Below are 14883 nucleotides of genomic sequence, written 5' to 3'. Positions count from 1 at the left end.
AGACTTAGACCTCACCCCAGTGTTCACGTAGCTGGTGAGCCAGCGTTGTGATGTTCCCTGCACCCTGAGTCAGAAGCAGATCACCCGGTTGCAGAACCTCTTTCAACATCTCGGCTATGTGCTCATTTGATTCAACAAAAATGGGCTCTTTGCCACGTTGACGCAGAGAACGGCAGAGGGAACGTGTGTCCGCGCCTGGAATCGCCTCCTCACCGGCTGCATAGACCTCAAGCAGCAGTAGCTGATCGGGACGTTGCAACACCTGAACAAAATCTTCATAGAGATCACGCGTACGTGTGTAGCGGTGAGGCTGATAGACCATCACTAAGCGACGACCCGGCCAGCCCTCTTCAACCGCACTGATCACCGCTTGAACCTCACGTGGGTGATGACCGTAATCATCGACCAGTGTCACGCTTCCGCTCTCCAGTGGCAGCTCACCCAATACTTGGAACCGACGTCCGACGCCTTCGAACTTCTCCAATGCACGACAGATCGCCGCATCGTCGATCTCTTCATCCGTTGCAACGGCAATTGCAGCGAGTGCGTTCAATACGTTGTGGCGTCCTGGCATATTTAGACAGACCGAAAGATCACTTAGTCCACCTGGACGTCTCACCTTAAAACGGCTCTGCAGTCCATTCTGCTCTAGGTCATAAGCTTGGAAGTCTGCATCTTCAGAGAAGCCATAACTGAGCATGGGGCGCCCAACCTCTGGCATCAATTCGCGCACGACGGGATCATCGATACACATAACGGCCAGTCCGTAAAATGGGAGATTCTGCAGAAAACGGATAAAGGTCTGCTTCAACTTGCCGAAGTCACCGTCGTAGGTATCCATATGATCGGCATCGATGTTGGTGACAATCGCCACCATCGGCTGCAGGTGCAGGAATGAGGCATCAGACTCATCCGCTTCAGCGACTAAGTAACGACTGCGCCCAAGCTGAGCATTGGTGCCTGCACTGGTTAGACGACCGCCGATCACAAAGGTGGGTGACTGTTGCGCTTCTGCGAGAATAGAAGCAACCAAACTGGTCGTCGTTGTTTTACCGTGTGTGCCTGCCACTGCAATCCCATGGCGGTAGCGCATCAACTCGGCCAACATTTCAGCACGACGAACAACCGGTATTAACTGCTCTTTGGCGCGGGCAACTTCTGGATTGGTTTGATCGACCGCTGTTGAGGTGACTAGGACATCTATCCCCTCGACATTCTCAGCCGCATGGCCAATAAAAATGGTCGCGCCGAGTGACTTAAGTCGATTGGTCACTGCCGACTCACGGATATCAGAACCGGAGATAGCATAACCCTGGTTCAATAACACTTCGGCGATGCCACACATACCCACACCTCCGATGCCCACAAAGTGGATTCGGTTAATACGGCGCATCTCTGGCACTTCATACTCTTTACGATGTCCGGCTTTTGGGCTCATAGGGCCACCTCCAAACAGATATCAGCGACCTGACGGGTTGCGTCTGGTTTCGCCTGAGAACGCGAAGCGTTAGCCATGGCCAACAGATCGGTTCGAGATTGATGTTGTTTCAGCCATAGAGAGAGTCCCTCGGCTGTTAAATTCTTTTGTGCAATTAGGTCTGCACCCTTTGCGTCAACCAAATACTGAGCGTTTGCTGTTTGATGGTCATCAACCGCATGAGGGAAGGGAATAAACAGAGCAGGCACACCGGCTATCGCAATTTCAGAGACGGTTAATGCCCCCGCTCGGCAGATCACCAGATCAGCCCAGGCATAAGCCTCATCCATGGATTCAATGTAGGGCACGACCTCAGCTTCAACACCGGCATCTGCATAAGCCTGTTGGCAACGTTCAATGTGCGTCGGTCCAGATTGATGCCACAGATTGGGACGCTCTTGCGATGACAACCTAGCCACAGCTTGAGGTACCAAGTCGTTGATCGCTAATGCCCCAAGACTGCCCCCCACTACTAGGCAATTAATGGCCCCGCTTCGCCCTGCAAACCGTTCAGAAGGTGCTGCAACATCCAAGATAGGGCCACGAATAGGATTGCCGACCACTTCACCTTGTGCGCCCGATTTAAAGGCGTTGGGAAAGGCTTGGAGTACACGTTTAGCAAATCGACGAGACTGTGTATTGGTCAATCCAGCGACCGCATTTTGCTCATGAATCACTAGAGGCTTATTGAGTAGCCAAGCGGCCAGGGCTCCAGGCCCCGACGCAAAACCACCCATACCCAGAACGGCATCTGGCTGAACCTGTTTTACTACCTTACAGGCTTGCCATAGCGCCTTAATTAATTTGAAAGGCGCAGCAATAAGGCTCAGTTTGCCTTTCCCTCTTAGGCCTGAGACATTAATGGCATGCAACCTAATGCCCGCTTCAGGGACCACTCGATTTTCAATGCCACGAACAGAACCTAACCACTCCACCTGGTGACCCTCAGCACGCAACAGATCAGCCACGGCAAGTGCTGGGTAGACATGCCCGCCGGTACCGCCGGCCATAATGAGTAGGCGTTTAGACTGACTCATGAGAGGCCTCCTGTGTCCAGCGTGACCAGAATCGACTCCAACGGCTCTCAACGGGCTTCATACCGAGGCGCTCACGTTTCAGTTCATAATCGACGCGCTGCACGATGGCGATCATCGCCGCACAGATAATCAGTGATGAACCACCGTAACTCATCAGCGGCAGTGTCAGACCTTTGGTTGGCAAGGCGCCCACGTTCACACCGATATTGATCATCGCCTGACCCGCAAGAATGAAGCCGAAACCGTAGGAGATGTAGCTCATAAAAAAGCGTTGCTGCTTCTCAGCCTGGCGACCGATCAAGAAGATTCGAGCGATTAAAACCACATAGAGAACAACAACCGCCATGGCACCGATCAGACCGAGCTCTTCCGCGAGAACTGAATAGACAAAGTCTGTATGGGCTTCGGGTAGGTAGAAGAGTTTTTGTACGCTGTTACCAAGACCGGTTCCAAACCACTCTCCGCGACCAAAAGCGATCTGCGCTTGAGAGAGCTGATAGCCAGCACCGTATGGATCCGCCCAAGGATCCGAGAAAGACTGCAGACGTTTCAAACGGTAAGTTTGAGTCAACGCCATCGCACCGACCAACACTCCGACAACGCCAACAACAGTAACTAACTGTAACAGTCGCATTCCACCCAGGAAGATCATGCCCATAACCGTTGCAGTTGTAACAACGATGGCACCGTAATCCGGCTCTAGGTAGAGTGCAAAAACGTAGAACGCCAGTGGAATAGCAGGTTTAACAACCCCTTTCCAAGTCGATCGAACCTCGTGTAGACGGCGCACCAGATAGCCCGCAATAAACATCACCATACAGACCTTAGCGACCTCTGAGGCCTGTAGATTGAAGCTACCCAGTCCTATCCAACGCTGACTACCATTGACCTCGCGGCCGATGCCAGGCACTAAAACAATCAACAGCAACAACAGTCCCAAGAAGAGCAGCCAGACTGAGAAACGCTCCCAAACAGTAATGGGAATTCTCACCAGCAGTGCAACCACTAACAGCGCTGCCACAACAAATAGGCCGTGCCTAAAAATGAAGAAGAATGGCCCACCAAATTTAGCCGCTGCAACATCCATAGAGGCTGAAGAGATCATGACAAGGCCTGTCAGCATCAGTGCTAGCATACTCATCATCAACAGTGGATCGAAAGGTAAAGTGCCCTGAGGAACACGCAGCTCCGCAGGCAATTTAAAATTCCAAAGCTTACTAAAATGGGGAAGCGTTAATCGCATGACAACACCTCTCTCACGGCCGCCACAAACTGATGACCACGATCTTCAAACCCTGTGAACATATCGAAACTTGCACAAGCTGGGGATAACAGAACCGCATCACCCGACTCTGCTTGAGACTCAGCCAAACGCACTGCGTCCATCAATGAATCAGCAAAACAGGTTGCTTCAAAACCGATCTCATCGGCCATCTGTTGGCGATCTTCCCCAATCAGAATGAGTGATTTTAAGTAGCGTTGGCTAGGTAGTTTTAGGCCCGAAAAATCCTGACCTTTCGCTTGTCCACCCGCGATCAAGATTAATGAGTGTGTGCGTTCTTGCGTCTCTCCAAGACCCACAACGGCAGCCAGTGTAGCGCCAAGATTGGTACCTTTAGAGTCGTTGAACCAGCTGACACCCTCTCGCTCTGCAATCCACTGACAGCGGTGTTCGAGTCCCGGGAATTGAGACAGGGTCTTTAAAAGGGACGATAGTTCCAGCCCCTGAGATTCGCACAGAGCCAGAGCCGCCAATGCATTCAACTCATTGTGTTCGCCACGCATCTTCATATCGGCAACAGGCATAAGGGCCTCAGCACCTTTTGCTAACCAAGGCTTACCCTCAACCATCAATCGGCCATACTGATTAAGGTCGGGCGCTCCCAAACCAAAGGAGGTCTGTTTAGTGCTGTTCGGTACTAGAGGTCTTGAAAGAGCATCTTCACGATTAAAAATCGCCTGCTGACAGTGGCGATAGATGCGGTGTTTCGCTGCATGATACCCCTGCATACCGTCATAACGATCCATATGATCAGCCGACATGTTCAATACGGTCGCTGCTGATGCTTTGAGATCATGCGTGGTTTCAAGCTGAAAACTGGAGAGCTCTAAAACATAGAGATCGGCAGCCGGCTTGGCTAATAGATCCAGAACCGGAATACCAATATTGCCGCCAATCTCTGCACGACACCCGGCATCGACGGCCATCTGCCAAACTAGCGTCGTAACGGTACTTTTACCATTGGAACCGGTAATCGCAATGATCGGAGCCGTTACCTCGCGTGCAAATAGATCAATATCACCGATCAATTTAGCACCCGATGCAATGGCTGCCTGAATCGCAGGCTGATCTTTTGCGACACCTGGACTGATCACTAGCTCATCTGCCTGACTCAGCCATTCACCATTGAGTGGACCGGTTTGTAGCTCAACTTCAGGGTACTGATGACGGAATGCATCAATTGCAGCAGCTGTCTCACGTGTATCACAAGCGGCAAACGGCAGACCACGACTTGCAAAGAAGCGTGCGATGCTCTGGCCAGTTTGACCTAGGCCAATAATGATTCTGCGCTTATCGCTGGTAATCAGTGACACGTTATTTCCTATCGTATTTTCAATGAGGCTAAGCCGATCAACACCAGTACAAAACTGATGATCCAGAAACGGACGATGACTCGTGGCTCAGGCCAACCCTTCAACTCAAAGTGGTGATGGATTGGAGCCATTCTAAAGATGCGACGCCCCGTCAATTTGAACGACGCCACTTGCAGAATGACTGAGACCGTTTCCAGCACAAAAATTCCGCCCATAATGAGAAGTACCAGCTCTTGGCGAACAATAACCGCGACCACACCCAATACAGCGCCTAGCGCGAGTGCACCTACATCGCCCATAAAGACCATCGCTGGGTAGGTGTTAAACCAGAGGAATCCTAAACCGGCACCAATAATGGCGCCGAGCAGAATGATCAACTCACCGGCGCCAGGGATGTAAGGGATATTGAGGTACTCTGCAAACTTAACGTGACCCGTCAGGTAGGCAAAAACCGCCAGTGCACCGGCCACCATAACCGTCGGAAGAATGGCTAAGCCGTCCAAACCATCGGTTAGGTTGACTGCGTTGGAACTTCCGACAATGACAAAATAGGCGAAGGGTATAAAAAGCAGACCCAGTGACAGCGCGGTATCTTTGAAGAACGGAATCAAGAGATCGGTTTCAGCGGGTGTTTCGGCCAACCAAAAGAGCGCCACAGCGGCCGCGGCACCGCCCACAGATTGCCACAGGTATTTCCACTTTGCAGGCAGACCTCGTGAGTCTTTTTCAATGACTTTGCGCCAGTCATCCACCCAGCCAACAGCACCAAACACCACCAGTACAAACAGCGTCACCCAAACATAGGGGTTCGTTAAGTCTGACCAGAGTAAGGTACTGGTGATAATCGCTAGAATAATCAGCGCACCGCCCATAGTCGGTGTGCCAGCTTTGCTTAGGTGTGACTCTGGCCCATCGTTGCGAACAGCCTGTCCTATCTGTTTTATCTGAAGCTTTCTAATCAGGTGAGGTCCCATCCAAAGCGCCATGGCGAGGGCCGTTAACACACCCATAATGCCGCGCAGCGTAATGTACTTGAAGACATTGAAGCCGCTATAAAACTGAGAAAGGTAATCTGCTAAGTAGACCAACATACTATTTTTCCATCTCTATTAGTGCATCGACGACACGATCCATCGCTGCACTTCGTGAACCTTTAACCAGCAGAGCACCCTCTTTAGGCAGGTTATGTGTTAACTCAGTAATCAATTCATCACGCGAAGCGAAATGACTCGCCCCTTCGCCGAAAGCTGACACCGCATTGGCCATCAGAGGACCCGTTGCCATCAGACGATCAACCCCCTGCTGCTTGGCATAACGACCGATCTCTGAATGAAGCGCCTCCGCGTCAGCACCCAACTCGGCCATATCTCCGAGGACAAGCAGGTGCTCGCCATCCAGAGTCATCAGAGTATCGATGGCGGCTTTAACGGCGGAAGGGCTAGCGTTGTAGGAGTCATCAATCAATGCAAGAGAGGGCTTGAGTGAATGAACCTGCAGGCGCCCCTTGAACCCTGTGTAGTTTTGCAGCGGTTTGATTGCGCTGGCAATGGGCTGACCCGAAGCGACCCAAGCAGCAAGGGCTGCAAGCGCATTGAAGACCATGTGACGCCCCATAACAGAGAGCTGAACAGCGTATTGATTGCCTTGATATGTCAGAGTAAATCCAAAGCAGCCGTGGTCATTCACTCTCAGATTCGTTGCGGATAACTCTGCTGATTCGTTCAAACCAAAACCGATCCAGCGCTTATTCAAACGATCCAGTTTATCTGTCCAAACCTGGGCATGCGGATCATCTAAATTGACGATTCCGACTCCACTCTCAACGAGGCCGTCATAGATCTCTGACTTAGCCTGAACGATACTCTCAAGGCTACCGAACCCCTCTACATGGGCTTCCATTGCATTGTTAAGAATGGCGATATTTGGCTGAGTCAGTGCAGCGGTGTAATCGATCTCACCGACTGCGCTAGCACCCAATTCAATCACTGCAAACTGATGCTCGGGTGAGAGCTCAAGCAGGGTCAGAGGCGCACCGATGTCATTATTCAAATTGCCCTGAGTAGCCAAAGTGGGCGCCAGCGAGGAGAACATCATTGCCAACATCTCTTTAACACTGGTTTTACCGGCACTTCCTGTCACAGCAACCAGCTGACCAGAAAATTGCTGACGATTCAGTGCACCCAGTTGTCCCAATGCTATTCGGGTATCGGCTACGACTAGCTGAGCAATAGGCAGCTCGAGTGGATGATCGACAACAGCGGCCGATGCACCTTGCTGGCTAACTTGCTCAACGAACGCATGAGCATCAAATCGCTCTCCTTTTAGAGCGACGAAGAGATCACCCGAACAGGCTTTGCGACTGTCAGTAATCACTCGTTCAATCTTAGTATCTGAACCTTTAAGCTCAGCGTTTAATTCGGCCGCAAGCTCTATCAGAGAGTAGTCGCGCATCATAGTGTGACACCTCCTCTCAATGCTGATAGAGCCTGTTTTTGATCTGAGAAGGGCAGGCGTTCGCCATTGATCTCTTGATAATCTTCGTGACCTTTACCGGCGATCAAAACGATGTCGTTAACCGATGCCTGAGCAATAATCTGATCAATCGCATCGGCACGACCGATCACTTCAAGGACAGGCTTATCGCCAGCAAAACCTTGCATCACTTCCTCAATAATCGCTTGAGGGTTTTCGGTGCGAGGGTTGTCACTGGTCACCCAAATCCGATCAGCCAACTGCTCGGCAATGGCTGCCATCATTGGGCGTTTTCCACGATCACGGTCACCGCCGCAGCCAAACAGAGTCAGCAATTCGCCACCGGCCAAATGCTCTCGACAGGCGGTTAGCGCTTTCTCTAACGCATCCGGCGTGTGGGCATAATCGACGATGACACAAGGCTCGGTTGCGTTAGAGACTACTTCCATACGACCCGGCACCGGCTGAACTTTAGAGACAGATCGCTCGACATCACTTAGGTCATAACCCAGCATCGCCGCTGCACCGATCACCAGGGTCAGATTGGAGAGGTTAAAGCTACCCATCAGTGGTGCGTCTACCCTAATGGTTTGATCCATCATCTCTAGCGTAAATGAGAGTCCTTTGGCACTAAACTTAGGATCGTACGAAGCGACATCCGCTGATTTCGATGTCGTAGAGAAGCTTAAGCGACTTGCGTCGGTTGGCTTATTTAACAATGTTACCGCGTACTCATCATCGGCATTAATTAATTGCAGCGGTGCCCCATAGGCGTCAAACAACTTCGCTTTGGCGGCGGCATAAGCTTCCATCGAACCGTGGTAGTCCAGGTGGTCACGTGACAGGTTGGTGTAGGCCACTAAATCAAAGGCTAGCTGATCGATTCGCCCCTGATCAATGGCGTGGCTCGACACCTCCATCACTACGCTGTCAGCGCCCGCTTTAAGCAACTCTGCCAGAGTTCTTTGCAACGCTATCGGATCCAGCGTGGTATGACTAGAGACCTTAAGATCGTCTAAAAAGCCAATACCGATCGTGCCCAACATAGCGGCACGACGGCCCAATAGTGAGAGCAGTTGAACAAGGAAGTGAGCACAGGAAGTTTTACCGTTGGTACCGGTAATACCGACCAGCGTCATCGAACGAGAGGGTGAGCGGTAAAAACGATCCGCTAGCTGAGCCAAAGAGCAGATCTCAGGCTGCCAAGCAATCACCTCAACATTCAGTTTTTCAGCTAATTGTGATGCATCGGCTACCGTACCCTGCAACAGAACCGCTTTAGCCCCTTTGGTAACGGCCTGCTCAGCGAAATCGCATGCACTGTAGTTGGCACCCGAACGCGCCACAAACAGTGAGCCGGACTGATCTTCACGACTGTCTTGCGATAGTCGCGTAACAGAAACCTCAGAGCTCCTTAGGCCAAATGGCATTAGGAGTTCATTAAGATTCCACTGCAGTGATAACTGGGTCATTTTGAAGCCACCTGCATACTGGCCTCTTCCCAATTATCGGGTGGGATATTCATTAAGCGCAGCACACCGCCCATCACTCGTGAAAAGACGGGCGCAGCCACCGCACCACCGTAATACTCTTGGCCTTTAGGGTTATCGACCATCACCACCATGACAATTCGAGGATCACTGATCGGTGCGATGCCGGCAAATACTGAGACATAGGCATCTTCTGCGTAACCGCCAGCAACGGCTTTGTGAGCTGTACCCGTTTTACCCCCAACACGGTAGCCGGTCACCGCGGCCTGTTTAGCCGTTCCAATTGGCGTGACAACCGTTTCCATCATGCCAAGCACCTGGGTAGCCACCTCGGCTGGCATCACACGCTCACCCTTAGGTTTTTCGTCCAATTTGTAGAGTGATACGGGTAATTTAACGCCCTGATTCGCGAAGGGAATGTACGATTGAGCTAACTGCAGCGGCGTCACCGATAGACCATATCCGTAGGACAAGGTCGCACGTTCTACCTCTTGACGTTCACTTAGGAAAGGCAGCACGCCTGAACGCTCACCTGGGAAACCGGTATTGGTGGGCTGACCCAGTCCCATGTTAAACATCAGGTTACGAACCGCGTCAGTCTCCATCGATAGCGCCAGCTTAACGACACCGACGTTACTCGATTTGGTGATGATGCCTGTCATATCCAGTTCACCGTAGTTACGGTGATCACGAATGGATGAACCTCGAACTCGGATATAACCTGGCGAAGTATCGATCACATCCTCAAACTGGTAATCGCCACTCATCAAGGCGGCGGCAACCGTGATCGGCTTCATGGTTGAGCCCGGTTCAAAAATATCGGTAACTGCACGATTACGCAGCCCGTTAGGGTTCAAATTTCGGCGATCGTTCGGGTTGTAAGAGGGCTGATTAACTAAGGCCAATACCTCACCAGTACGAGCATCAAGAATAACTGCCGATGCCGAATCGGCCTTATGCGTCTGAACCGCGTCTTTGAGCTCACGGTAGGCTAAATACTGTAAACGCAGATCGATACTGAGCGCTAAATCTTCACCTGGATCTGCCTCCTGCAGAGATTTTAGGTGTTTGATGGTGCGTCCCTTGCGATCCTGGAGAACCAGCGCTCGGCCAGGTTCGCCATGCAGCATCTCATCAAAGGCCAACTCAAAGCCCTCTTGCCCTTTTCCGTCCACATTTGTGAACCCAACTAAGTGAGTTGACACTTCGCCGGTCGGGTAGAAACGACGGAAAGTTTGATCGACATGGATACCACGAATATTGAGATCATTCACATGCTCTGCCAATTCAGGCGTTACCTGTCGTTTAAGGTACATGAAGCGACGTGATGGATTCTCTTTTAGCGAGTTGAGTAGTGATTGCGGGTTAAGACTCAACAGACGAGCCAACTGAGGCAAGTTTGAATTTTGTAGATCAGTCTCTTTAGGGTCAGCCCAAATGGTCGCCACCGGTGCACTGACCGCCAAGGGGTCACCATGGCGATCGGTAATCAAGCCGCGATGCGCAGGCGTTAAGCGAGTGCGAAGCGATCGAGCATCACCCTGCTTCTGAAGAAACGCCTGCTCCGCCGTATAGAGCGACACCATCTTAGCGACAATCACACCAGAGATAAGCACGAGTGCAATGAAGACCAGCCACAGCCGCCAGCCTTTTGCCGCTTGAGTCTGTACCACCTCTTCGTTACTCATCGATCGCCAGCCTAATCTCATTAGCTTTAGGCATCTTCATGCCTAAGCGTTGCTCTGCCAACACTTCAACTCGGTTGTTTGCACCCCAAGCCGACTGCTCTAGCAACAGCTGCCCCCACTCAATGCGCAGCTCGTCACTTTGACGCACCAGGACCTGATGCTGATTGAACAGACGACGGTAGTCGTAAGCGGTGTAGATCACCGCCAAGGCAGAGATAAAGATGAAAGCAATCAATAAAAAGCCAGAGACCAGAGGTGCAAAAAGCTGACCAAGTTCTAACATGGGCAGCTCTTTAGTTTGTTGCTTAGGCTTCTGCTTTATGGCCAGCCTATCCTTGAAGGGTATAGAGAATGGGATCATTTGAGTTTCTCCGCTATTCTCATCACCGCACTTCGGGATCGTGGATTATCAGACACCTCATCCTTACCCGCTTTGACCGCCTTACCGATCGCCTTCAGCCGTTGATTCAACATATCCTGCGTAACCGGTATACCTGCAGGAAGATGCTCATCCCCTTTCACATAAGTACGAATAAAGCGCTTAACAATTCGATCTTCTAACGAGTGGAAACTGATGACTGCAAGACGCCCACCAACAGCAAGCACCTCTAGGGATTGATCAAGAACCTGCTCAACATCTTCAAGCTCTTTATTGATATGAATTCGAATCCCCTGAAAGGCACGAGTCGCTGGGTTCTTGCCTTTCTCCCATTTAGGGTTAGCTTCTGCAATGATCGAGGACAAACGAGCCGTTGTGGTTATAGGCTCTATCTCTCGCTCACGAACAACCGCCGCCGCCATGCGACGACCAAACTTCTCTTCGCCATAGGTAAATAGAACATCGGCGATCTCTTTTTCAGAGGCACGATTGATCCAGTCCGCGGCACTCTCGCCAGACGTTGTATCCATCCGCATATCTAATGGACCATCATTCTGGAAGCTGAAGCCACGCTTGGGATCGTCCAGCTGCGGTGAGCTAACACCCAGATCCATCAACACGCCAGAAATCTTGCCCGTTAAGCCACGCGCTTCGATAAAGGATTGAAGTTGTGAGAAGGAGCCATGCTCAATTGAGAAACGCGGCTCATCGGCAAAACGTTGATGAGCAAAAGCGATCGCTTCAGGGTCTTTATCGATAGCAATTAAACGACCCTCTTCATTCAATCTCTCTAACACCAACGCACTGTGGCCGCCACGACCAAAGGTGCAATCGACATAGATACCAGCTGGATCTTGCACCAGCGCGTCGACCGCTTCGTTTAGAAGGACTGTGATGTGCTTGAAAGAGTCACTCATTGAGCCACCCCCTAAAGCGAAAGCGTTTGAAGATCATCTGGCAGAGCACTCGACTCATCGGTCTCAGCCAGGTATTGATCTCGAGCGTCTAACCACTGGTCCTCGCTCCAGATCTCAAATTTGCGGCCCTGACCAAGAAGTACCAACTTCTTGTCCATCTGCGCATATTCACGAAGGGGTTGTGGTAATAGAAAACGGCCGTTCGCATCCAGCTCAAGATCAGTAGCATGACCTATCAACAGACGCTGGATGCGGCGGGCCGCGGGGTTAAAGCTTGGTAGAGACTCAATCTTCTTCTCAATGGTTTCCCACTCCGGTAACGGATAGAGAAGTAGACAGCGAGTTTCTGTATCGATGGTAACTACTAACTGGTTCTCGCAGCAGTCTGCAATTTGGTCGCGATAGCGCGCAGGCAATGCCATGCGCCCCTTCGCATCCAAATTGATTTTGTTGACCCCACGGAACATTCGTTACCACTCCTATCTGTGAATCTCTTGAGTTGCGACTTAAATCGCCACTCACGCGAAGAGCCGGCTCCCCCACCATTTCTCCACCATTTCTCCACTATGACCCACTTTAACCCACTTTTTACCACTCCACGCCACTATAGCCCCACACAAGCTGCAATGCAACTTCAAAAAAGTGGATATAAATTCATCTATTAGGGGTGTAAAAGCGGGGCGGTAGTAGAAATATCGCGCGTAATAAGAGAGCGGGTGACAGGCTAAAGCCAGTCGCCGGTGCAAGAAAATAACTACGGAGTGACGGTGTCAGGCCTTCAGCCTGACATCCGCCATGAGAACATCTTCCAGAGAGGAGAATCAGTTCACCAAATTGCTTGGCTCACCTTTGTGAAAATTATCGATATGACCGATCAACTGATCCCATAAAGTCTGCATCGCCTCTTCACTTGCCCAGGCAACATGAGGTGTCACTATGACATTTGGCCTGGTGAGGATAGCGTGAAACGGGTGGTCGTCGTTGATTGGCTCAGAGGTTAAGCAGTCGAAGCCCGCTGCTGCAATCTGCTGACTGTTTATCGCTTCAACTAACGCCTGTTCATCCACCAAACCACCCCGACCAGCATTGATCAGAATAGGTTGTCGAGACATCTGCGCAAACTCATCCGCACCAATCAATCCGCGCGTTTCCGGGGTCAGCGGGCAGTGAAGTGAGATCACATCACTTTGAGCTAGAAATTGATCGAAGGGGATATAACCTTCGGGCGGGTTCTGTTCACCTTTACGTCCAGCATAGAGAACCTTCATTCCGAGTGCCGAGCAGAGACGCCCTAGAGCACTACCCAACGCACCCCGACCGACGATTCCCATGGTTGTTCCAGCAAGGTCTTTGATCGGGTGGTTAAAAAAGCAGAACTGCTGAGCTCTCTGCCACTCACCATCAATAACATCTTGGCGATAACCAACAATGGAACGACGCAGTGCAAACATAAGGGCTAACACATGCTCAGGGACGGTATTAGTCGCATAGCCACGGACATTTACTACACTGACCCCATGGGCACGAGCAGCTCCCACATCAATCACGTCATAACCTGTCGCGGCAACGGCAATCAACTTCAAGTCAGGCAGTTGCTCAAAAGCCTCGGCACGAATAGGCACCTTATTAGAGATCGCAATCTGGGCGCCACGCAGACGCTCGACCACTTCAGACTGAGCGGTGCGATCGTACTCAATCCAATCATGTTCAAAACTTGGCTTGGTTATTGAGACCGTCGGACCAAGCGTTGATCGATCAAGAAAAATGGTTTTTATCATGGGTTACCTTTAAACAAGCTGGTTCTCACAAGAGGCTTTTTGCTCCAGACAGGTTAGATTGTTCGCCGTTGTCTGAGCAATGTTAGTTAATGCCTCTTCGGTCAAAAAGGCCTGATGCCCGGTTACTATTACATTGGGAAAGGTCATCAAGCGCATCAGATCGTCATCCGCAATGACCCGATTAGACTGATCTTCAAAGAAGAGATCCGCCTCCTCTTCATAAACATCGATAGCTAGACCCGACAACCCACCCTGTTTAAGTGCATTGATAACCGCCTTGGTATCGACCAGACCTCCACGAGAGGTATTGATCAACATAGCCTTAGGTTTCATCAGTGCCAATGCACGCTCACTAATCAGATGATGCGTCTGAGCCGTGAGCGGACAGTGCAAGGATATAAAATCTGATTGTTCCAGCAAGCTATCAAGCTCTACGTACTCAACGCCCTGCTCGATTAGATCTTGAGAGGGATTAGGATCATAGGCTAACAGACGACAGTCAAAGCCCCTCATAATTTGGCAGAAGACTGAACCAATATTACCGGTGCCGACTACCCCAACCGTCTTGCGATGAATATCACGCCCCACCAAGCCATCCAGCAAAAAGTTACCCTCTCGCACTCTATTGTAGGCTTTGTGAACGTGTCGATTGAGTGTCATCAGAAGCGTTAAAGCATGCTCGGCTACCGCATATGGCGAATAGGCCGGCACTCGTACAACCGATAAACCAAGCCGTTTAGCAGCATCTAAATTGACGTTGTTATAACCCGCGCAACGAAGCGCCACTGTTTTAACGCTGAGCTCTGCCAGCCTCTCAAGACAAGACTCATCCAACTGATCATTGACGAACACGACAACAGCATCGAAACCGGCCGCCAACTCGGCAGTTTTTCGATTAAGGTGTACCTCTTCAAACATCACCTCATGACCTGAAGCCTCAAAGGCGTCGATCAGGTAACTCTTCTCATCTTTTCTAGCACTAAACACTATGGCTTTCATTGGCACCATCGCTCTACTCAACCCCTAATAGGTCAAGCTTATGCGATGTGC

At 50.9% G+C, this 14883-nt stretch carries 13 protein-coding genes; all 13 read right to left on the bottom strand.

The features are described from left to right. Window positions 1-4: 4 nt before the first annotated feature. A complete protein-coding gene (gene murC, locus XMD564_RS07670) occupies window positions 5-1438 on the bottom strand; it encodes a UDP-N-acetylmuramate--L-alanine ligase (RefSeq protein ID WP_173488693.1) in 1434 nt (477 codons plus the stop codon). Then, window positions 1435-2514: an undecaprenyldiphospho-muramoylpentapeptide beta-N-acetylglucosaminyltransferase gene (gene murG / locus XMD564_RS07665; protein ID WP_173508096.1), complete on the bottom strand. Its 1080-nt coding sequence runs from the start codon at window positions 2512-2514 to the stop codon at window positions 1435-1437. Before murG ends, murC begins: the two co-directional genes overlap by 4 nt. After that, complete coding sequence (gene ftsW / locus XMD564_RS07660) at window positions 2501-3658, bottom strand: putative lipid II flippase FtsW (protein ID WP_371740266.1); 1158 nt, start codon at window positions 3656-3658, stop codon at window positions 2501-2503. The genes murG and ftsW overlap by 14 nt, the downstream gene beginning before the upstream one ends. A gap of 89 nt (window positions 3659-3747) precedes the next feature. After that, entirely contained in the window at window positions 3748-5109 is a 1362-nt protein-coding gene (murD, locus tag XMD564_RS07655; protein WP_173508095.1) for a UDP-N-acetylmuramoyl-L-alanine--D-glutamate ligase, read from the bottom strand. 8 nt (window positions 5110-5117) lie between these two features. After that, entirely contained in the window at window positions 5118-6200 is a 1083-nt protein-coding gene (gene mraY / locus XMD564_RS07650; RefSeq protein ID WP_173481278.1) for a phospho-N-acetylmuramoyl-pentapeptide-transferase, read from the bottom strand. A 1-nt stretch (window position 6201) separates the two neighbouring features. Beyond that, entirely contained in the window at window positions 6202-7563 is a 1362-nt protein-coding gene (gene murF, locus XMD564_RS07645) for a UDP-N-acetylmuramoyl-tripeptide--D-alanyl-D-alanine ligase (protein WP_173508094.1), read from the bottom strand. Beyond that, the gene (locus XMD564_RS07640) at window positions 7560-9053 is read right to left on the bottom strand and encodes a UDP-N-acetylmuramoyl-L-alanyl-D-glutamate--2,6-diaminopimelate ligase (protein WP_254445607.1); all 1494 of its coding nucleotides are present in this window, start codon (window positions 9051-9053) and stop codon (window positions 7560-7562) included. Before XMD564_RS07640 ends, murF begins: the two co-directional genes overlap by 4 nt. Beyond that, window positions 9050-10759: a penicillin-binding protein 2 gene (locus tag XMD564_RS07635; RefSeq protein WP_173508093.1), complete on the bottom strand. Its 1710-nt coding sequence runs from the start codon at window positions 10757-10759 to the stop codon at window positions 9050-9052. The genes XMD564_RS07640 and XMD564_RS07635 overlap by 4 nt, the downstream gene beginning before the upstream one ends. Further along, window positions 10752-11042 carry a cell division protein FtsL gene (gene ftsL, locus XMD564_RS07630; RefSeq protein ID WP_173481281.1) on the bottom strand — a complete coding sequence of 97 codons (291 nt, stop codon included), beginning with the start codon at window positions 11040-11042 and terminating at the stop codon, window positions 10752-10754. Before ftsL ends, XMD564_RS07635 begins: the two co-directional genes overlap by 8 nt. A gap of 74 nt (window positions 11043-11116) precedes the next feature. Further along, window positions 11117-12055, bottom strand: coding sequence for a 16S rRNA (cytosine(1402)-N(4))-methyltransferase RsmH (gene rsmH, locus XMD564_RS07625; protein ID WP_173508092.1), 939 nt, complete (start codon window positions 12053-12055; stop codon window positions 11117-11119). Between the two features lie 11 nt (window positions 12056-12066). Then, window positions 12067-12522, bottom strand: coding sequence for a division/cell wall cluster transcriptional repressor MraZ (gene mraZ, locus XMD564_RS07620; protein ID WP_173494853.1), 456 nt, complete (start codon window positions 12520-12522; stop codon window positions 12067-12069). 354 nt (window positions 12523-12876) lie between these two features. Beyond that, window positions 12877-13833, bottom strand: a complete 957-nt coding sequence (locus XMD564_RS07615) for a D-2-hydroxyacid dehydrogenase (RefSeq protein ID WP_173508091.1) — start codon at window positions 13831-13833, stop codon at window positions 12877-12879. A gap of 9 nt (window positions 13834-13842) precedes the next feature. Beyond that, the gene (locus XMD564_RS07610; RefSeq protein WP_371740261.1) at window positions 13843-14820 is read right to left on the bottom strand and encodes a 2-hydroxyacid dehydrogenase; all 978 of its coding nucleotides are present in this window, start codon (window positions 14818-14820) and stop codon (window positions 13843-13845) included. Window positions 14821-14883 lie beyond the last annotated feature (63 nt).

This window comes from Marinobacterium sp. xm-d-564, from assembly GCF_013283345.1.
Classification (GTDB): Bacteria; Pseudomonadota; Gammaproteobacteria; order Pseudomonadales; family Balneatricaceae; genus Marinobacterium_E.
Note: the sequence above shows the minus strand (reverse complement) of the source record. Positions and strands in the feature narration are given on the sequence as shown.